A 20,317-nucleotide genomic window follows, 5' to 3' on the forward strand; every position below is an offset into this window, starting at 1 on the left:
CGGAAAAGGTTGATTCCACTCATGAGTCAAGCACCCCTCGTCCTCGTGGACGGCTCTTCCTACCTGTACCGCGCCTTCCATGCCCTGCCGCCGCTGACCACCTCCACCGGCATGCCCACGGGCGCGGTGAAGGGGGTGCTGAACATGCTCAAGAGCCTGCGCAAGCAGTACCCGGACAGCCCCTTCGCGGTGGTCTTCGACGCCAAGGGCCCGACCTTCCGCGACGAGCTGTTCGCCGAGTACAAGTCGCACCGCCCGCCGATGCCGGACGAACTGCGGGTGCAGATCGAGCCGCTGCACGCGGCGGTGCGCGCCCTGGGCCTGCCGCTGCTGTGCGTGGAAGGGGTGGAGGCCGACGACGTGATCGGCACCCTGGCCCGCAGCAGCGCCGCGGCGCAGCGCCCGGTGGTGATCTCCACCGGCGACAAGGACATGGCCCAATTGGTCGACGGGCACATTACGCTGGTCAACACCATGACCGGTAGCACGCTGGACGTGGATGGCGTTAAAGAGAAATTCGGCGTCGGTCCTGAGCTGATCATCGACTACCTGGCGCTGATGGGCGACAAGGTCGACAACATCCCCGGCGTGCCCGGGGTCGGCGAGAAGACCGCGCTGGGCCTGCTCACCGGCGTCGGCGGCGGCCTCGACGTGCTCTACGCCAGCCTGAACAAGGTGCCCGAGCTGCCGATCCGCGGCGCCAAGGGCCTGCCGGCCAAGCTCGAGGAAAACCGCGAGCAGGCCTACCTGTCCTACCAGCTGGCCACCATCAAGACCGACGTCGCCCTGGACATCGAGCTGGACGCCCTGCACCCGGGCGAACCGGACCGCGACGCGCTGATCGAGCTGTACCGCCAGCTGGAGTTCAAGAACTGGCTGGACGACCTGCTGCGCGAGGCCAAGGACGCCGGCGAAAGCCCCGCCGAGAGCGCCCCGGCCCAGGACTCGCGCTACGAAACCGTGCTGGAGCAGGCCGCTTTCGACGCCTGGCTGCAGAAGCTGCAGGCCGCCGAGCTGATCGCCTTCGACACCGAGACCACCAGCATCGACGCCCAGCAGGCGCAGGTGGTGGGCGTGTCCTTCGCCGTCGAGCCGGGCGAGGCCGCCTACGTGCCCCTGGCCCACAGCTACATGGGCGTACCCCAGCAACTGGACCGCGACGCCGTGCTCAAGGCCCTCAAGCCGCTGCTGGAAGACCCGAACAAGGCCAAGGTCGGCCAGCACGCCAAGTACGACATCAACGTCCTGGCCAACGCCAGCACGCCCATCGAGGTGCGCGGCGTGGCCTTCGACACCATGCTCGAATCCTACGTGCTCAACTCCACCGCCACCCGCCACGACATGGACAGCCTGGCGCTGAAGTACCTGGGCCACAGCACCATCCGCTTCGAGGACATCGCCGGCAAGGGCGCCAAGCAGCTGACCTTCGACCAGATCGCCCTGGAGCAGGCCGGCCCCTACGCCGCCGAGGACGCCGACGTGACCCTGCGCCTGCACCAGGCCCTGTGGGAGAAGCTGCAGGCCATCCCGTCGCTGGCCAAGGTCCTCACCGACATCGAGATGCCGCTGGTGCCGGTGCTGGCGCGCATCGAGCGCAACGGCGCGCTGGTCGACGCCAACCTCCTGGGGCTGCAAAGCCGCGAACTGGGAGAGAAAATGGTCGAATTGGAGCGCAAGTCCTTCGAACTGGCCGGCCAGGAGTTCAACCTCGGCTCGCCCAAGCAGCTCGGCGCCATCCTCTACGAGAAGCTCGGCCTGCCGGTGCTGGCCAAGACCGCCACCGGCCAGCCGTCCACCGCCGAGAACGTGCTCGCCGACCTGGCCGAGCAGGACTACGAGCTGCCCAAGGTGATCATGCAGTACCGCTCCCTGAGCAAGCTCAAGAGCACCTACACCGACAAGCTGCCGGAGCAGATCAACCCGCGCACCGGGCGCATCCACACCAGCTACCACCAGGCGGTGGCGGCCACCGGGCGGCTCTCCTCCACCGACCCGAACCTGCAGAACATCCCGATCCGCACCGCCGAGGGCCGGCGCATCCGCCAGGCCTTCGTCGCCCCCGCGGGCTGCCGGCTGCTGTCGGCCGACTACTCGCAGATCGAACTGCGCATCATGGCCCACCTGGCCCAGGACGAGGGCCTGCTGGACGCCTTCCGCCACGACCGCGACGTGCATCGCGCCACCGCCGCCGAGGTCTTCGGCCTGCCGCTGGACGAGGTCACGCCCGAGCAGCGCCGCCGCGCCAAGGCCATCAACTTCGGGCTGATCTACGGCATGAGCGCCTTCGGCCTGGCCAAGCAGATCGGCGTCGAGCGCAAGGAGGCCCAGGCCTACATCGACCGCTACTTCGCCCGCTACCCCGGGGTGCTGGCCTACATGGAGCGCACCCGCGCCCAGGCCGCCGAGCAGGGCTACGTCGAGACGCTCTACGGCCGCCGCCTGTACCTTCCGGAAATCGGCTCGAAGAATGCCGCCATGCGCAAGGCCGCCGAGCGCACCGCGATCAACGCGCCCATGCAGGGCACCGCGGCGGACATCATGAAGCTCGCCATGGTCGCCGTGGACGACTGGCTGCAGGCCAGCGGCATCGATGCCCGGGTCATCCTCCAGGTACACGACGAACTGGTGCTGGAAGTGCGCGAGGACCTGGTCGAGGAGGTGTCGGCGAAACTGCGCGACCTGATGGGCAAGGCGGCGGAGCTGGCGGTACCGCTCATCGTCGAAACCGGCAGCGGTTCGAATTGGGACGAAGCCCACTGACGAACGGTCGCAGGGCCCGGGTGACGGGCCCTGCGGGGCGCCTCAGGAAACCCTGAAAAGGGCCTCGGGAAAATTTTTTCAGCCACCACTGAACTTTCCCGCCGCAGCCCGGGTCAGAACTCGTGAATGGCTGGAGAAGCCCTTCGATGCTCCTTTGCAGTGTTTAGTGTTGGCAGAATCCTGGACCCCGCCCTAGCGGTCCGGACTTAAACCCCGAACTTCCCCCTCCCCATACGAAGCTCGGGGTTTTTTTTGCCTGCGAAAAAGTGCCGGCGGCCAGCCGGCACCCTCTACGCCAGGCCTTCAGGCCTGTTCGGCCTCCTCTCCGTCTTCTTCCAGCAGGCCCAGCCAGGCCGCCAGGACCTGTTGCGCCTCCTCCACCCCCTCGCGCTTGGGCGCCGAGAACAATTGCACGCTGGCGACGTCGCCCCAGCCCTGCTGGATTTCGCGGCGCACCTTGAGCAGCGCATTCTTCGCCGCGCCGAAGGCCAGCTTGTCGGCCTTGGTCAGCAGCACGTGGATCGGCAGCCGGCTGGCCTGGGCCCAGTCGAGCATCAGGCGGTCGAATTCGGTCAGCGGGTGGCGGATGTCCATCATCAGCACCACCCCGGCCAACGACTCGCGGCTGCTCAGGTAGGCTTCCAGGTGCTGCTGCCAGTGCAGCTTCAGCGGGATCGGCACCTTGGCGTAGCCGTAGCCGGGCAGGTCGACCAGGCGGCGCTCGTCGTCCAGGCGGAAGAAGTTCAGCAACTGGGTGCGCCCGGGGGTTTTCGAGGTGCGCGCCAGATTGGCATGGGTGAGTGCATTTAGCGCGCTAGACTTACCAGCGTTGGAACGGCCGGCGAAGGCGACTTCGCGGCCGCTGTCTTCCGGGCACTGCTCGACCTTGGCCGCGCTGATGAGGAAGGTTGCCTGCTGGCAAAGGCTGAGGATGGGGTTCTTGGCAGGGCTCTTGGGGGGCATGGGGGGCTTCCGCGGCGGGGTGCGACTCGGTGTCGCGGGGGCCGGTCTCGTTTTCGAACAGGCAGGCGAAGTATATAATGCCGCGGATTTTGTGTGCGCTTTATCCCCCAGGGTCGGGCGCCACGGGAACGCGATAATCAACCGGCCGCGCAATAGAACGCGGACGTTCCCTCCCGATGAGGACGATCATGAAGAAACTGCTGTTCGCAGCCGTAGCCGCCGCGATGGCTACCAGCGTGCAGGCCGCCCAGGACCCGGAAGCGGTATTCAACCGGGCCTGTGGCGCCTGTCATGCCGGCCAGTTGCCGATGGCCCCGAAGAAGGGCGACGCCGCAGCCTGGAAACCGCGCCTGGACAAAGGCATGGATACGCTGGTGCAGCACGTCACCAACGGTTTCAACGCCATGCCCCCGCGTGGCCTGTGCACCGACTGCAACACCGAGGACTACAAGGCAATCATCCAGTGGATGTCCAAGTAACCCGGGCTTTTCTCTTTCACCTATTAGCCGTAATGGATTAGCTGATGAACAAAATAATCGTGAGTCTGCTCTTGACCCTGGGACTGACCGCCATGGCCCACGCCGAAGTCGGCGATGCCAAGGCCGGCCAGGCGAAGGCCGCCGTGTGCGGCGCCTGCCATGGTGCCGATGGCAACAGCATGGCGCCGAACTTCCCGAAACTGGCGGGCCAGGGCGACAAATACCTGCTCAAGCAGATGCATGACATCAAGGACGGCAAGCGCACCGTTCTGGAGATGACCGGCCTGCTGACCAACCTCAGCGACCAGGACCTGGCCGACATCGCCGCCTACTTCTCCAGCCAGAAGATGAGCGTCGGCGCCGCCGATCCCAAGCTGGTCTCCGCCGGCGAGGCCCTGTACCGCGGCGGCAAGCTCGCCGAGGGCATGCCCGCCTGCACCGGCTGCCACTCGCCCGACGGCGTGGGCAACGAGCCGGCCGCCTTCCCGCACCTGGGTGGCCAGCACGCGGCCTACGTGGCCAAGCAGCTGACCGCCTTCCGCGAAGGCGAGCGCACCAACGACGGCGACAGCATGATCATGCGCAGCATCGCCGCCAAGCTGTCCAACAAGGACATCGCCGCCGTCTCCAGCTACATCGAAGGCCTGCACTGAGGCCTTCGCCCCGCGGCACGGCTTGAAAAAAAAGGGTGGCTTCGGCCACCCTTTTTCGTATCCGCCGCCACTACAATGCCTGGAACCGCCGCCGGCCTCCCCAGTCCAATCACCGCCGCGCCGCGGCGCCCCCGATCCAGCCAAGGAGTGAACCATGCGTAACCTGATTTTCACCGCCGTACTGGCCTTCGCCGGCCTGTTCGGTCTCAGCGCGCAAGCCGCCGAGTTCGAATCCGGCAAGCAGTACACCGAGCTGAGCACCCCTGTTCCGGTGTCCCAGCCCGGCAAGATCGAGGTGGTGGAGCTGTTCTGGTACGGCTGCCCGCATTGCTACGCCTTCGAACCGACCATCAACCCGTGGATCGGGAAACTCCCGGCCGACGTGCACTTCGTCCGCATCCCGGCCATGTTCGGCGGCATCTGGAACGTCCACGGCCAGCTGTTCCTGACCCTGGAAGCCATGGGCGTGGAGCACAAGGTGCACACCGCCGTGTTCGAGGCCATCCACAAGGAAGGCAAGAAACTGGCCACCCCGGAAGAGATGGCCGACTTCCTCGCCCCGCTGGGCGTGGACAAGGACAAGTTCCTCAGCACCTTCGACTCGTTCGCCATCAAGGGCCAGATCGAGAAGGACAAGAAACTGGCCATGGCCTACCAGATCAGCGGCGTACCGACCATGGTGGTCAACGGCAAGTACCGCTTCGACATCGGCTCGGCCGGTGGCCCGGAGAAGGCCCTGGAGCTGGCCGACTTCCTGATCGCCAAGGAACGCGACGCCGCCAAGGCCGCCCAGTGAGGTAACCCAGCCATGCTGAGCAGGCTCCGCCAGCAGCGGGTGGTCGCATCCCGCCCCGCGCAGGTCAACCCGCAGGCCGCGGAAACCGGCTATCCCGCCGATGGCCGCCTGCGCCTGCTCAGCTTCAACATCCAGGTGGGCATCAGCACCGAACGCTACCGCCACTACCTGACCCGCGGCTGGCAGCACCTGCTGCCCGCCGCCGGGCGCGCCGGCAACCTGCAGCGCATCGGCGACCTGCTGTCCGGCTACGACCTGGTGGCCCTGCAGGAGGCCGACGGCGGCAGCCTGCGCTCCGGCTACGTCAACCAGGTCGAGCACCTGGCCCAGCTCGGCGCCTTCCCCTACTGGTACCAGCAGCTCAACCGCAACCTCGGGCGCATCGCCCAGCACAGCAACGGCCTGCTCAGCCGCCTGCGCCCGACCCTACTGGAAGACCACCCGCTCCCCGGCCCGCCCGGCCGCGGGGCGATCCTCATGCGCTTCGGCGAGGGCGACAACGCCCTGGCCGTGGTGATGATGCACCTGGCCCTGGGCCCGCGCACCCGCACCCGCCAGCTCGCCTACATCCGCGAGCTGCTGCAGAACTACCGCCACCAGGTGCTGATGGGCGACATGAACACCCACGCCAGCGACCTGCTGGAGACTTCGCCGCTGCGCGATCTCGGGCTGATCGCCCCGCAGGTCCAGGCGACCTTTCCCAGCTGGCGCCCGCAGCGCTGCCTGGACCACATCCTGCTCAGCCCCGGGCTGACCCTGGAGCGGGTCAGCGTGCTGCCGGAGCCGATCTCCGACCACCTGCCGGTGTCCGTGGAGATCCGCCTGCCCGACGGCTGCCGACAAGACTCCGCGCTTTCTCTCAAGGACGCTCGATGAGCCGCGACGACAACCAGCGCTGGAAGGAAAAGTACCTCGCCAACATCGACCAGCAGGAGCGCCTGGAGCGCCGCTGGGAGGTGCGCGTCGACCTGCTGCGCCGCGGCCTGGTGCGCAGCAGCCTGGCTGCCGAGGGCAGCGACAAGGCGGTCGACCAGTGCATGCAGGAGCTGCGCGAGCTGCTGCGCCGCAACGATATTGACGCGGGCCTGGCGCGGCTGATCCCGCGCCTGGAAAAGACCGTGCTGGACTCCGAACAGCGCCGCCAGCAGCGCATCCGCCAGAACATCACGGCGCTGCAGCAGATCGCCCAGCAGCTGCTGAACCTCGACCTGCCGCGGGACGTGCGCCTGCCGCTGAAACTGTTCGCCCGCGACCTGGAGGCGCGCGCCAGCCAATCCCGCGAGCTGCCGGTGCTGCTCGGCGAGCTGGGCAACCTGCAGCGGCGCGTGCTGGAACAGCTTTCCGACGCCGAGGCGCCGCGTCCCGGCCTGCTGCAGCGCCTGTTCGGCGGCCGCGAAGACGGCGAGGACGGCCCCGCCCAGCCCGCGCCCGCCAGCAACGGCGCGCCGGCCAGCGAGACGCCGGCGGCGCCGGCCAGGGCCGAGGCCGCCGCGGTCGCCGAGGCTGGCGTAGCCGTCGCGGACGAAGAACCCCCGGCCATCCCGCAGCAGGCCGCCGCCGTGGCGGTGCAAGCCGATCCCGAACCGCTGCCGTCACCCGCGCCGTCCGCCGCCCTGCTGGACAGCCTGCCGCTGCCCGCCGACCTCATCCCCAGCGCGCCGCGCCCGGTGCTGCTGGACGGCGAGGGCGAGCAGCACTACGCCCTGCCGCCGATGCCCGAGCCCGGCTACAGCGCGGTGGCGCCGCACATCGAAGCCAGCCTGCTGAACCTGCTCGACCAACTGCAGCTGCCGGCTACCTACCGCCCACAGGCCCAGGCCCTGCGCGAGCGCATCAACGGCAGCCTGAACTGGTACGAACTGGTGCCGGTGCTGGACGACCTGGCGGTGCTGGTGCTGGCCCTCAACGACAGCGGCCAGGCCGCCTTCGAAGGCTACCTGCACCAGCTCAACGACCGCCTGAGCACCTTCCTCGACAGCCTCGGCGCGGTGCAGCAGGGCCAGGACGCCGTGTCCGACAGCGCGCGGCGCCTGGACGATGAACTGCGCGACCAGGTCAGCGGCCTGCAGAGCAGCGTGCAGCAGGCCACCGACCTGGACAGCCTCCGGCGCTCGGTGGATGAGCGCCTGGAAGGCCTGCTCGGCAGCATCGAGCGGCACCGCCAGGAACGCGAGGCCCGCGAGCGCGAGGCCGGGGAGCGCCTGCAGGCGCTGGTGGCGCGGGTTTCCTCGATGGAGGAAGAGGCGCGCAGCTTCCAGGCCAGCATCGAGGACCAGCGGCAGAAGGCCCTGACCGATCCCCTCACCGGCCTGCCCAACCGCGCCGCCCTGAGCGAGCGCCTGGAACTGGAAGTGGCGCGGGTGCAGCGCTTCGGCGGCGAACTGCTGCTGGCGGTGCTGGACGTCGACCACTTCAAGCGCATCAACGACGACTACGGCCACCTGGCCGGCGACAAGGTGCTGAAGATCATCGCCGGCGAGCTGGCCAAGCGCCTGCGCAAGACCGACTTCATCGCCCGCTTCGGCGGCGAGGAATTCGTCGTGCTGCTGCCCTCCACGCCCCTGGACGGCGGGCAGCAACTGCTGGAAGCCCTGCGCACGTCGGTGGAACGCATCCCCTTCCACTTCAAGGGCGAGCCGCTGGTCATCACCTGCTCCGCGGGCCTCACCCAGTTCCGCGCCGGCGAGCGCAACGAAGCGGCCTTCGAGCGCGCCGACCAGGCCCTGTACCGCGCCAAGCGCGGCGGCCGCAACCGCCTGGAGATGGGCTGAGGCGCTGCCCGTGGGCGCTCCTGCACCCGCCGGCAAACACAACCCCCGTAGGATGGCGTTGAGCGAAGCGATACCCATCGCCACGGCAGCATGGGTTTCGCAGGCTCAACCCATCCTACGGAAAGCAGTGTCCGCTCGTGCGTCGTCGCCCCAACCTCCCATCACCCGAACTTGACGAATGAAAGCTCTTGGGTTTTGATTCGCATCTGTAACTTTCGAATCGAAACATAAACCTTCATGTCGAAACGCAACACGCCCCAGCGCCGCCACGAGATCCTCGCCCTGCTCAACCAGCAGGGCGAGGTCAGCGTCGACGACCTCGCCCGGCGTTTCGCCACTTCCGAGGTGACCATCCGCAAGGACCTGGCCGCCCTGGAGAGCAACGGCCTGCTGCTGCGCCGCTACGGCGGCGCGGTGCCCATGCCGCAGGAACTGCTGGCCGAGCCGAGCCCGCCGCTGTCGCCCTACAAGCAGGCCATCGCCCGCGCCGCGGCGGCCTGCATCCGCGAGCACGCGCGGATCATCATCGACAGCGGCAGCACCACCGCCGCGCTGATCCCCGAGCTTGGGCACAAGCCCGGCCTGGTGGTGATGACCAACTCGCTGAACGTCGCCAACGCCCTGCGCGAGCTGGAGCGCGAGCCGGTGCTGCTGATGACCGGCGGCACCTGGGACCCGCACTCGGAGTCGTTCCAGGGCCAGGTGGCCGAGCAGGTGCTGCGCTCCTACGATTTCGACCAGCTGTTCATCGGCGCCGCCGGCCTCGACCCCGCGCGCGGCACTACCACCTTCAACGAACTGCTCGGGCTGAGCCGGGTGATGGCCGAGGTCGCCCGCGAGGTGATCGTCATGGCCGAGGCCGACAAGCTCGGGCGGCGCATGCCCAACCTGGAACTGCCGTGGAGCAGCATCCAGACCCTGATCACCGACGAGCGCCTCAGCGACGAGGCCTGTGCCCAGATCGAGGCGCGCGGCGTGAAAGTCATACGCGCGCGCTGCACGAACTAAGGAGAACGCCCCATGTGTGGAATCGTTGGCGCCATTGCCGAACGTAACGTCACCCCGATCCTGATCGAGGGCCTCAAGCGCCTCGAATACCGCGGCTACGACAGCGCCGGCCTGGCCCTGGTGGACGCCGCCGGCGAGCTGCAGCGCCGCCGCCGCGTCGGCAAGGTGGCGAGCTTGGAGCAGGCCCTGGCCGAACAGCCGCTGGCCGGCCACCTGGGCATCGCCCACACCCGCTGGGCCACCCACGGCGCGCCCAGCGAGGCCAACGCCCACCCGCACTTCTCCCACGACCGCCTGGCGGTGGTGCACAACGGCATCATCGAGAACCACGAGGAGCTGCGCGAATACCTCAAGGGCGAGGGCTACGTGTTCACCTCGCAGACCGACACCGAGGTCATCGTCCACCTGCTGCACCTGCGCCTGCGCGAGCTGGGCGACCTGACCACCGCGCTCAAGGCCACGGTCCGGGAACTGCACGGCGCCTACGGCCTGGCGGCGATCAGCCTGGACCAGCCGGACCGCATCGTCGCCGCCCGCAGCGGCAGCCCGCTGGTGGTCGGCCTGGGCCTGGGCGAGAACTTCCTCGCCTCCGACCAGTTGGCCCTGCGCCAGGTCACCGACCGCTTCATCTACCTGGAAGAAGGCGACATCGTCGAGCTGCGCCGCGATAGCGTGCAGCTGTGGGATGCCGAAGGCCGCCCGGTGAAGCGCGAGGCGGTGCAGTACCACGAGGGCGCCGAGGCCGCCGACAAGGGCGAGTACCGCCACTTCATGCTCAAGGAGATCCACGAGCAGCCCAAGGTGGTGCAGCGCACCCTGGAAGGCCGCCTGGGCTCCGGCCAGGTGCTGGTGGAGAGCTTCGGGCCGAACGCCGCCGAATTGTTCGCCAAGGTGCGCAACGTGCAGATCGTCGCCTGCGGCACCAGCTACCACGCCGGCCTGGTGGCGCGTTACTGGCTGGAAGAGCTGACCGGCATCCCCTGCCAGGTCGAGGTGGCCAGCGAGTTCCGCTACCGCAAGGTGGCGGTGCAGCCCGACGCCCTGTTCGTCACCATCTCGCAGTCCGGCGAGACCGCCGACACCCTGGCCGCGCTGCGCAACGCCAAGCAACTGGGCTTCCTTTCCAGCCTGGCGATCTGCAACGTCGCCACCAGCTCTCTGGTGCGCGAGTCGGACATGACCCTGCTGACCCTGGCCGGCCCGGAGATCGGCGTGGCCTCGACCAAGGCCTTCACCACCCAGCTGGTGGCCCTGCTGCTGCTGACCCTGGCCATCGGCCGGGTGCAGAACCGCCTGGGCGAGGGTGTCGAGGCCGAACTGGTGGAAGCCCTGCGCCGCCTGCCGACGCGCCTGGAAGAAGCCCTGGCGATGGACAAGGTGGTGGAGAAGGTCGGCGAGCTGTTCGCCGAGAAGCACCACACCCTGTTCCTCGGCCGCGGCGCCCAGTACCCGGTGGCCATGGAGGGCGCGCTGAAGCTCAAGGAAATCTCCTACATCCACGCCGAAGCCTACCCGGCCGGCGAGCTCAAGCACGGCCCGCTGGCCCTGGTGGATGCCGACATGCCAGTGGTCACGGTGGCGCCGAACAACGAGCTGCTGGAGAAGCTCAAGTCCAACCTGCAGGAAGTCCGCGCCCGCGGCGGCGAGCTGATCGTCTTCGCCGAGGCCAACAGCGGCCTGGGCAACGGCCCGGGCACCCACGTGGTGAGCATGCCGCCGATCCACGACTGCCTGGCGCCGATCCTCTACACCGTGCCGCTGCAGCTGCTGTCCTACCACGTGGCCGTGCTCAAGGGCACCGACGTCGACCAGCCGCGCAACCTGGCCAAGTCGGTTACGGTGGAATAAGCCGCGCGCCCGGTGAATCCAATCGCGGACAAAGTCCGCTCCTACCGCATGAGCGAGCATGGCTTTTCGTAGGATGGTGTTGAGCGAAGCGATACCCATCAGCGCAACCGCATGGGTATCGCAAGCTCAACCCATCCTACGCAGGAACACTTCAGCCTAGGCAGCTGGGTCATTTCCCTTCGGGCCGGGTCACCCCCACGGATAACCGAATCGTCATGCACGCCTCAGGCTCCCGTTAGGCCCCGCTGCTTAAGGTGAAGGCAGTTTCCACCACCACCGACGAGGTGACTGCCATGAACCTGTTCCGCCCTCTCCTGCTCGCCGGCCTGCTCGGCGTTTCGTCCCTGGCCCTGGCCGAGAGCGGGGGCGATCGTACCTTCGCGCGCATGGAGCAGAACCGCCTGGCGGCCATGGCCGCCGCGAACCCGCCGGCGCAGGCCGACGACTTCCGCCGCTACGAGTACGGCATGCGCCTGGACATCGCCCAGGTGCTGGAAGTGACGCCGGCCCGGGGCTGCGGCGTGGTGCCGGTGCGCATGCGCTACCTGGACTCCGACGGCGCCGAGCAGCGCCTGGAATACCGCGCCGAGCGCGTCAGCTGCAACCGCGGCAAGTGATCAGGCGGCCGCGTTGGGAAAGCGCAGGTGGAAGCGCGTCGGGCCTTCCGCCGCGCTGTCCACCGCGACGCTGCCGTTGTGCAGGCTCATGATCGAGCGGACGATGGCCAGGCCCAGGCCGGTGCCGCCCTCCTGGCGCGAGCGGCCGCCATCGGCGCGGTAGAAGCGCTCGAACAGGTGCGGCAGGTGCTGCGGCTCGATGCCGGGCCCGGGGTTGCTGACGCAGAGCGCTACGCCCTCCGCGCCGCCCTTGATGTCGATGTCGACCTGGCTGCCGGCCGGCGCGTGACGGATGGCGTTGGACAGCAGGTTGGAGATCGCCCGCTGCACCATCAGGCGGTTGCCGTGGACCCAGGCATCGCCGGACAGCTCGATGTCCACCCCCTTCTCCTCGGCGGCATACAGGAACAGCTCCGCCACGCGGCAGGCCTCGGCTCCCAGCGAGAGACGCTCGAAAGGCACCTGCGCCTGGTTGACCTGGGCCAGGAACAGCATGTCGCTGACGATGCGCGACAGCCGCTCCAGCTCCTCGACGCCCGAGGCCAGCACCGCCTGGTATTCCTCCAGCGGCCGCTCGCGGGACAGGGTGACCTGCGCCTTGCCCAGCAGGTTGCCGATGGGCGAGCGCAGCTCGTGGGCGAGGTCGTCTGAGAACTGCGTCAGCTGCTGCACGCCCTGGTCCAGGCGATGCAGCATGACGTTCAGCGCCTGGGCCGCCTCGCCCAGTTCCAGCGGCAGTTTCTCCACCGGGATGCGGTGGCTGAGGTCCTCGGTGGAAATGCGCGCGGCCACCTTGCGGAAGCGCTGCAGCGGCGACAGCCCGCGGTGCACCGCGTACCAGGCGCCCAGGCCCACCAGCAATAGAAGGAAGGGCACGCCGGCCAGCACCGACTGGCGGAAGGCGCCGAGCAGCGCATCGTCGTTGCCGCGTTCGAGGGTCAGCAGGGCGCGCACGCTGGCGCCGTTGGCCATCGGCACCCGGCTGCCGATGCTGAGCAGGCGCCGGCCGGCGTCGTCGGTCCAGGCGTGGTACTGCGGTTCGCTGCCCGGTTGCAGGCTGTCCAGGGTGGCCAGCCGCTGCGGCTTGCCGGTGTCGAGCAGCGGCGCCTGGCCCTGCTCCGGGGCCAGCAGCGTCAGCTCCAGGTTGTCGTGGCCGGCCACCACGTCCAGCAGTTCGTGCGGGCCGCGCGCCAGGGCGCGGTCGTCCAGGCCGGCATCCAGGGCGTGGCGGACCTGGCCGAGCTTGTCGGCCAGCTCGTTGCGCGCGCGGCTCTGCAACTCGTGGTCGAGGGCCGTGTAGGCGAGCAGGGCGAACACCACCACCAGGCCGGCGCAGAGCAGGCCGATGCCCAGGGCCAGGCGGGTGGACAGGCTGGCCGGCTTCATTCGCGCGCCTCCAGCACGTAGCCGACGCCGCGCAGGGTGTGGATCAGCTTGCTGTCGAAGGGGTCGTCGACCTTCAGCCGCAGGCGGCGGATGGTGACTTCCACCACGTTGGTGTCGCAGTCGAAGTTCATGTCCCACACCAGGGAGATGATCTGGGTGCGCGTCAGCACCTCGCCGCTGCGGCTCATCAGCAGGTGCAGCAGGGCGAATTCCTTGGTGGTCAGGTCGATGCGCCGGCCGTCGCGGTAGGCGCGGTGGCGCGCCGGGTCCAGCTCCAGGCCGGCGATGCGTAGCACCGGCGGCGCGCTCACCCGCTCGCTGCGGCGCAGCAGGGTACGCACCCGGGCGAGCAGCTCGGGGAACTCGAAGGGTTTCACCAGGTAGTCGTCGGCGCCCAGCTCCAGGCCGCGCACGCGCTCGGCCAGGCGGCCGCGGGCGGTGAGCAGCATGACCCGCGTGTCGCTCTCGCGGCGCAGTTGCTGCAGCACTTCCCAGCCATCCATCTGCGGCATGTTCACGTCGAGGATGACCAGGTCGTAGGTGCCCTGGCGGGCCAGGTGCAGGCCGTCCACGCCGTTGTCGGCGCGGTCCACCACGAAGCCGCTTTCGCTCAGGCCCTGGTGCAGGTAGTCGGCGGTCTTGGCTTCGTCCTCTACAACTAGGATTCGCATATGGGGAATGACCTTACTTATGAAGTCTGAAAATTCTGTACTTATCGGACGTGTGAATTACGGATATGTAGACAGGGAACTTTCCGATATTTAACTGGCCAGTGAGGCTAAGGGCTGTAGCCGCTTCAGGGTCAATGCCGCTGGCTCCCAAAGGATGTTTCCGGATATTGCCATTGCGGCGCATTAGTTGTTCCAAATCCTTGATAAGGCGGCTTTATCGGTGGTTTTCAGGGCCTGGTTCGGAGCGCCCTGGATAGCCGGATAAAGCCGATGCTAACGCAGGAAAATATGAACTTCGGTTGAATGACATATTTGTAATTGACGGGTCACCTTGCCGATAAAAGCAGGAAATTAACGTTGCGGCAGTGGGTGGAACTTCCCTGGAAGTTGCCGCCTGTCCATGGGGCGAAAACGCCGTCCCGGGCCGTTTCCTGAGGTGTGCCGTGTCCTACTTTCGTGGCCTGTTCCGCTGGCCGGCTGCGGGCCTGTGTCCGTGGCCGGCATCGTTGTCGCTGTTCCTGCTTCTGCTCGGCCTGCCGGGCGTGCCGGCCGAGGCCCGCGCCCTGGGCTTCGACGAGGCCCTGCGCACCGCGCTGGCGGCCAACCCCGAGCTGGCCGCCGTGGCTCGCGGCCGGGGCATTGCCGCGGGCGAGCGGCGCCAGGCGGCGCTGCTGCCGAACCCGAGCCTGTCCTGGGAGACCGAGGACACCCGCCGCGAGCGTTCCACCACCACCCTCGCCCTGACCCAGCCCCTGGAACTGGGCGGCAAGCGCGGCGCGCGGGTGGCCGTGGCCGAGCGCGGCGAGGCGATTGCCGAAATGGAACTGGAGGTACGCCGCAACGCGCTGCGCGCCGAGGTGCTGGAGGCCTTCCAGGCTGCCTTGCAGGCGCAGGAACGGCTGCGCCTGGGCGAAGAGTCGGTGGCTCTGACCCGCCGCGGCCTGGCTGCCGCCGAGGCGCGGGTGCGCGCCGGCAAGTCGGCCCCCCTGGAGGCGACGCGGGCACAGGTGCAGCTGACCGAGGTGGAGCTGGAACTGCAGCGCGCGCGCATCGACCGCGACCAGGCCTACCGCGCCCTGGCCGGGCTCATGGGCGAGGCCGAGCCGGGCTTCGCCGAAGTGGCCGGCAACGCCGAGCTGCCGGCGCCGCCCCAGGCCGCGCAGTTGCTGCGGCGCCTGGAGCAGACCGCCGAGCTGCGCCTGGCGCTGCTCCAGGTCGACCAGCGCGAGGCCGCCATACAGCTGGCGCGGGCCGAGCGCGTGCCCAACCTCGACGTCACCCTGGGCAGCCAGTACGACCACGAGGCCCGCGAGCGGGTGAACCTGGTCGGGCTGTCCATGCCGCTGCCGCTGTTCGACCGCAACCAGGGCCGCCTGCTGGCCGAGGCGCGCAGGGCGGACCAGGCCCGCGACCTGCGCAACGCCACCGAGCTGCGCCTGCGCCGCGAGACGCAGCAGGCGCTGGACCTGTGGGGCACCGCGCAGCATGAGGCGCGGACCCTGCGCGACAGCCTGCTGCCGGCCGCGCGCCAGGCCTTGGACGCCGCCACCCGCGGCTTCGAGATGGGCAAGTTCGGCTTCCTCGAAGTGCTCGACGCCCAGCGCACCCTGCTCGCCGCGCGCGACCGGTACCTGCAGGCGCTGGCCCGCCTCGCCGAGGCGCGCGCTCGCACCGAGCGCATCTTCGGCGACCTGGCGCTGCGCTGATGGCCGGGCGCTCCCTGCGCGCCCGGCTGTCGTCGGCTCTGCTGCTGGCGGCGTTGCTGGCTACCAGCAGCCACCTTCCCTACCAGGCCTACGGCTCCGCCGCCGGGCACTGGTGCATCCATGACCTGTTCCGCGCCCTGGGCGCGCTGTCGAGCCTGATCGGCGCCTGAGGCGCGGGGCCATCCGGGAGAGTCCATGAAGTCGAGAGAAATGAAGATCGCCGCCGCCGTGCTGTTCCTGCTGGCGCTGGGTGGCGCCGCCACGCTGTTGCCGGGCGGGGCCGCGCAGGCGCCGGAAGGGCATGGCGAGGCGGCCGCGCACCAGGATGGCGAACACCACGGCGAAAGCGCCGCCAAGGCCCATGGCGAGGCCGCTGGCCACGAAGACGACGAGCACCACGCCGATAGCGAAGAACACGGCGAGGAAGACGCCGGCCTGCGCCTGAGCGACGAGCAGTTGCGCGCCGCTGGCGTGGAGCTGGAGCGCGCCGCGCCGGCCGAGTTGTCCGCGCGCCTGAGCCTGCCCGGCGAGATCGCCTTCGACGCCGACCGCACCGCGCACCTGGTGCCGCGCGTGGCCGGGGTGGTGCAGCAGGTGGCGGCCGAACTGGGCCAGGCGGTGAAGCGCGGCGAGCTGCTGGCGGTGATCGCCAGCCCGCAGCTGTCGGACCTGCGCAGCGAACTGGCGGCGGCGCAGCGGCGCCTCGAACTGGCGCGGGTGACCTACGAGCGCGAGCGCCAGCTGTGGCAGGAGAAGGTCTCCGCCGAGCAGGACTACCTGCAGGCGCGCCAGGCCCGGCAGGAAGCCGAGATCGCCCTGGCCAACGCCCGGCAGAAGCTCGGCGCCCTGGGCGCCGGCGGCGGCGACCGCTACGAGTTGCGCGCGCCCTTCGACGGCGTGGTGGTGGAGAAGCACCTGGTGCGCGGCGAGGTGGTGGACGAGAACACCGCCGCCTTCACCCTTTCCGACCTGTCGCGGGTCTGGGCCACCTTCGCCGTGGCGCCGCGCGACCTGGCCTGGGTGCAGCTGGGCAAGGCGGCGCAGGTCGAGGCCGTGGACCTGGGCATGAGCGCCGAGGGCCGCGTCGCCCAGGTCGGCAACCTGCTGGGCGAACAGTCGCGCATGGCCAGCGCGCGGGTGGTGGTGGAGAACCCCGGCGGCGCCTGGCGGCCGGGCCTGCCGGTGCAGGTGACGCTGGCCGGCGCGCCGCGCGCGGCGGCGGTCAGCGTGGCGGAGGCGGCCATCCAGCGCGTGGAGGAGCAGGACGTGGTGTTCGTCCGCCGCGACGGCGCCTTCGTCGCCCAGCCGGTGCGCCTGGGCGCGCGCGGCCAGGGCCGGGTGGAGGTGCTGCAGGGCCTGGCCGCCGGCGAGCAGGTCGCTGCCGCCGGCAGCTTCGTCCTCAAGTCGGAGCTGGGCAAGGCCAGCGCCGAGCACGCCCACTGACCGCGAGAGCCCCCCATGTTCGAACGCATCATCCGTTTCGCCATCGAGCAGCGCTACCTGGTGCTGCTCGCCGTGCTGGGCATGGCCGCCCTCGGCGTGGCCAGCTACCAGAAGCTGCCGATCGACGCGGTGCCCGACATCACCAACGTCCAGGTGCAGATCAACACCGCCGCCCCCGGCTACTCGCCGCTGGAGACCGAGCAGCGCATCACCTACCCCATCGAGACCGCCATGGCCGGCCTGCCGGGCCTGCAGCAGACGCGCTCGATCTCGCGCTCGGGGCTGTCGCAGGTGACGGCGATCTTCGCCGACGGCACCGACATCTACTTCGCCCGGCAACTGGTCAACGAGCGCCTGCAGCAGGCCCGCGAGCAACTGCCCGAAGGCGCCGAGGCGGCGCTGGGGCCGATCTCCACCGGCCTGGGCGAAATCTTCCTGTGGACCATCGAGGCCGCCGAGGACGCGCGCAAGGAGGACGGCACGCCCTACACGCCCACCGACCTGCGGGTGATCCAGGACTGGATCGTCAAGCCGCAGCTGCGCAACGTGCCCGGCGTGGCCGAGATCAACACCATCGGCGGCCAGGCCCGGCAGTACCAGGTGGCGCCCGACCTGCAACGCCTGGCCGCGCACCGCCTGACCCTGGCCGACCTGCTGGCGGCGCTGGAGCGCAACAACGGCAACGTCGGCGCCGGGTACATTGAGCGCAACGGCGAGCAGCTGCTGGTGCGCGCGCCGGGGCAGCTGTCCGGCCTGGAGGACATCGGCAACGTGCTGGTGGCCAACCTGGAAGGCACGCCGATCCGCGTGCGCGACGTGGCGCAGGTGCAGATCGGCCGCGAACTGCGCAGCGGCGCGGCTACCGAGAACGGCCGCGAGGTGGTGCTGGGCACGGTGTTCATGCTGATCGGCGAGAACAGCCGCAGCGTCGCCGCCGCCGTGGCCGAGCGCCTGGAACAGGTCAACCGCAGCCTGCCGGCGGGGGTGCGCGCGGTGCCGGTGTACGACCGCACGCAGCTGGTGGACAAGGCCATCGCCACGGTGAAGAAGAACCTGGTGGAGGGCGCGGTGCTGGTCATCGCCGTGCTCTTCCTGTTCCTCGGCAACCTGCGCGCGGCGCTGATCACCGCCATGGTCATCCCGCTGGCGATGCTGTTCACTTTCAGCGGCATGTTCGCCAACCGCGTCAGCGCCAACCTGATGAGCCTGGGCGCGCTGGACTTCGGCATCATCGTCGACGGCGCGGTGGTCATCGTCGAGAACGCCATCCGCCGCCTGGCCCACGCCCAGCAGCACCACGGCCGCCTGCTGACGCGCAGCGAGCGCCTGCACGAGGTGTTCGCCGCCTCGAAGGAGGCGCGCCGCGCGCTGATCTTCGGCCAACTGATCATCATGGTGGTGTACCTGCCGATCTTCGCCCTCACCGGCGTGGAAGGGAAAATGTTCCACCCCATGGCCTTCACCGTGGTCATCGCGCTGTTCGGCGCCATGCTGCTATCGGTGACCTTCGTGCCGGCGGCCATCGCCCTGTTCGTCAGCGGCCGCGTGCGCGAGGAGGAGAACTGGCTGATGCGCGGCGCGCGGCGCGGCTATGAGCCGGTGCTGGGCTGGGTGATGGGCCACCGCGCGCGGGTGTTCGCCGGCGCCGCGCTGCTGGTGCTGGGCGCGGGCCTGCTGGCCACGCGCATGGGCAGCGAGTTCGTGCCCAGCCTCAGCGAGGGCGACTTCGCCCTGCAGGCGCTGCGCGTGCCGGGCACCAGCCTGACGCAGTCGGTGGAGCTGCAGGAACGCCTGGAGCGCCACATCCTCGCCAGGGTGCCGGAGGTGCAGCGGGTGTTCGCCCGCACCGGCACCGCCGAGATCGCCTCCGACCCCATGCCGCCGAACATCTCCGACAGCTACCTGATGCTGCGCCCGCAGCAGGACTGGCCGGACCCGCGCAAGCCGCGCGCGCAGCTGGTGGAGGAGATCCAGCGCGCCGCCGCCGAGGTGCCGGGGAGCAACTACGAGCTGTCGCAGCCGATCCAGCTGCGCTTCAACGAGCTGATCTCCGGGGTGCGCAGCGACGTGGCGGTGAAGGTCTTCGGCGATGACATGGCGGTGCTGGAACAGACCGCCGGGAAGATCGCCGAGGCCCTGCGCCGGGTGCCCGGCGCCTCCGAGGTGAAGGTGGAACAGACTGGCGGCCTGCCGGTGCTGACCGTCGACATCGACCGCGACCGGGCGGCGCGCTTCGGCCTGGCCGTGGGCGACGTGCAGGACTTCGTCGCCATCGCGGTGGGCGGGCGTCAGGCCGGCACGCTGTTCGAGGGCGACCGCCGCTTCGACCTGCTGGTGCGCCTGCCCGAGGCGCAGCGTAGCGACATCGACGGCCTGTCGCGCCTGCTGCTGCCGTTGCCGGCCGGCGCCGACGGGCGCATCGCCTTCATCCCGCTCGGCCAGGTGGCGCAACTGCAATTGCTGCAGGGGCCGAACCAGGTCAGCCGGGAGAACGGCAAGCGCCTGGTGGTGGTCAGCGCCAACGTGCGCGGCCGCGACATCGGCTCCTTCGTCGCCGAGGCCGAACAGCGCCTGGCCAATGAGGTGCAGGTGCCGGCCGGCTACTGGAGCGCCTGGGGCGGCCAGTTCGAGCAGCTGCAATCGGCGGCCAAGCGCCTGCAGGTGGTGGTGCCGGTGGCGCTGCTGCTGGTCTTCGTGCTGCTGTTCATGATGTTCGGCAACGTCCGCGACGGCCTGCTGGTGTTCACCGGCATCCCCTTCGCCCTCACCGGCGGGGTGGCGGCGCTGTGGCTGCGCGACATCCCGCTGTCGATCTCCGCCGGGGTGGGCTTCATCGCCCTGTCCGGGGTGGCGGTGCTCAACGGCCTGGTGATGCTCGCCTTCATCCGCAACCTGCGCGAGGCGGGCCGCGGGCTGGATGCGGCCATCCACGAGGGCGCCCTGACGCGGCTGCGCCCGGTGTTGATGACGGCGCTGGTGGCGTCGCTGGGCTTCGTGCCCATGGCGCTGGCCACAGGTACCGGCGCCGAGGTGCAACGGCCGCTGGCTACGGTGGTGATCGGGGGCATTCTCTCCAGCACTGCGCTCACGCTGCTGGTGTTGCCGGCGCTGTATCGCTGGGCGCACAGGCGCGATGAGGTGGGCTGAGCAGGGACGTAAAAAAGGCGCCCGCGGGGGGCGCCTCAGGGGCCATCCCTTACCAAAGGAGCTTTCGCT

At 69.5% G+C, this 20,317-nt stretch carries 16 protein-coding genes; 13 read left to right on the forward strand and 3 right to left on the reverse strand.

Annotation, left to right across the window (positions count from 1 at the left end):
• The first annotated feature begins 21 nt into the window (after positions 1–21).
• Entirely contained in the window at positions 22–2,760 is a 2,739-nt protein-coding gene (gene polA, locus QSJ95_RS01220; protein WP_285639308.1) for a DNA polymerase I, read from the forward strand.
• A 303-nt stretch (positions 2,761–3,063) separates the two neighbouring features.
• On the opposite strand, the gene yihA is transcribed toward polA, so the two are convergent.
• Complete coding sequence (gene yihA, locus QSJ95_RS01225; RefSeq protein WP_043270061.1) at positions 3,064–3,723, reverse strand: ribosome biogenesis GTP-binding protein YihA/YsxC; 660 nt, start codon at positions 3,721–3,723, stop codon at positions 3,064–3,066.
• A gap of 188 nt (positions 3,724–3,911) precedes the next feature.
• Here yihA and QSJ95_RS01230 point away from each other — a divergent pair, with 188 nt between their 5' ends.
• From QSJ95_RS01230 to QSJ95_RS01265, 8 genes are all read left to right on the forward strand, one after another.
• The gene (locus QSJ95_RS01230) at positions 3,912–4,202 is read left to right on the forward strand and encodes a c-type cytochrome (RefSeq protein ID WP_009614563.1); all 291 of its coding nucleotides are present in this window, start codon (positions 3,912–3,914) and stop codon (positions 4,200–4,202) included.
• Between the two features lie 44 nt (positions 4,203–4,246).
• The gene (locus QSJ95_RS01235; protein ID WP_009614564.1) at positions 4,247–4,855 is read left to right on the forward strand and encodes a c-type cytochrome; all 609 of its coding nucleotides are present in this window, start codon (positions 4,247–4,249) and stop codon (positions 4,853–4,855) included.
• A gap of 154 nt (positions 4,856–5,009) precedes the next feature.
• Complete coding sequence (dsbA, locus tag QSJ95_RS01240) at positions 5,010–5,651, forward strand: thiol:disulfide interchange protein DsbA (protein WP_009614565.1); 642 nt, start codon at positions 5,010–5,012, stop codon at positions 5,649–5,651.
• A gap of 12 nt (positions 5,652–5,663) precedes the next feature.
• Positions 5,664–6,527: an endonuclease/exonuclease/phosphatase family protein gene (locus QSJ95_RS01245; protein WP_285639313.1), complete on the forward strand. Its 864-nt coding sequence runs from the start codon at positions 5,664–5,666 to the stop codon at positions 6,525–6,527.
• A complete protein-coding gene (locus QSJ95_RS01250; RefSeq protein ID WP_285639314.1) occupies positions 6,524–8,422 on the forward strand; it encodes a GGDEF domain-containing protein in 1,899 nt (632 codons plus the stop codon). Before QSJ95_RS01245 ends, QSJ95_RS01250 begins: the two co-directional genes overlap by 4 nt.
• A 237-nt stretch (positions 8,423–8,659) precedes the next feature.
• Positions 8,660–9,430 (forward strand): DeoR/GlpR family DNA-binding transcription regulator, encoded by a 771-nt coding sequence (locus QSJ95_RS01255; protein WP_009614568.1) that lies wholly within the window; start codon positions 8,660–8,662, stop codon positions 9,428–9,430.
• 12 nt (positions 9,431–9,442) lie between these two features.
• Positions 9,443–11,278 (forward strand): glutamine--fructose-6-phosphate transaminase (isomerizing), encoded by a 1,836-nt coding sequence (gene glmS / locus QSJ95_RS01260; protein ID WP_269961937.1) that lies wholly within the window; start codon positions 9,443–9,445, stop codon positions 11,276–11,278.
• A 293-nt stretch (positions 11,279–11,571) separates the two neighbouring features.
• Positions 11,572–11,895, forward strand: coding sequence for a co-regulatory protein PtrA N-terminal domain-containing protein (locus tag QSJ95_RS01265; protein WP_009614585.1), 324 nt, complete (start codon positions 11,572–11,574; stop codon positions 11,893–11,895).
• On the opposite strand, the gene QSJ95_RS01270 is transcribed toward QSJ95_RS01265, so the two are convergent.
• Entirely contained in the window at positions 11,896–13,281 is a 1,386-nt protein-coding gene (locus QSJ95_RS01270) for a heavy metal sensor histidine kinase (RefSeq protein WP_285639316.1), read from the reverse strand.
• The gene (locus QSJ95_RS01275) at positions 13,278–13,952 is read right to left on the reverse strand and encodes a heavy metal response regulator transcription factor (protein WP_043270052.1); all 675 of its coding nucleotides are present in this window, start codon (positions 13,950–13,952) and stop codon (positions 13,278–13,280) included. The genes QSJ95_RS01270 and QSJ95_RS01275 overlap by 4 nt, the downstream gene beginning before the upstream one ends.
• Before the next feature lie 485 nt (positions 13,953–14,437).
• Here QSJ95_RS01275 and QSJ95_RS01280 point away from each other — a divergent pair, with 485 nt between their 5' ends.
• From QSJ95_RS01280 to QSJ95_RS01295, 4 genes are read left to right on the forward strand one after another with little or no spacing between them, the layout of a single operon-like run.
• Positions 14,438–15,658 carry a TolC family protein gene (locus QSJ95_RS01280; protein ID WP_502945255.1) on the forward strand — a complete coding sequence of 407 codons (1,221 nt, stop codon included), beginning with the start codon at positions 14,438–14,440 and terminating at the stop codon, positions 15,656–15,658.
• Positions 15,658–15,828 (forward strand): hypothetical protein, encoded by a 171-nt coding sequence (locus QSJ95_RS01285; protein WP_253391010.1) that lies wholly within the window; start codon positions 15,658–15,660, stop codon positions 15,826–15,828. Before QSJ95_RS01280 ends, QSJ95_RS01285 begins: the two co-directional genes overlap by 1 nt.
• A gap of 25 nt (positions 15,829–15,853) precedes the next feature.
• Positions 15,854–17,101: an efflux RND transporter periplasmic adaptor subunit gene (locus QSJ95_RS01290; protein WP_285639321.1), complete on the forward strand. Its 1,248-nt coding sequence runs from the start codon at positions 15,854–15,856 to the stop codon at positions 17,099–17,101.
• Between the two features lie 15 nt (positions 17,102–17,116).
• The gene (locus tag QSJ95_RS01295) at positions 17,117–20,248 is read left to right on the forward strand and encodes a CusA/CzcA family heavy metal efflux RND transporter (protein WP_069862814.1); all 3,132 of its coding nucleotides are present in this window, start codon (positions 17,117–17,119) and stop codon (positions 20,246–20,248) included.
• The last annotated feature ends 69 nt before the right edge of the window (positions 20,249–20,317 follow it).

The sequence above is a fragment of the Pseudomonas sp. NBRC 100443 genome (assembly GCF_030268185.1).
GTDB lineage: Bacteria > Pseudomonadota > Gammaproteobacteria > Pseudomonadales > Pseudomonadaceae > Pseudomonas > Pseudomonas citronellolis.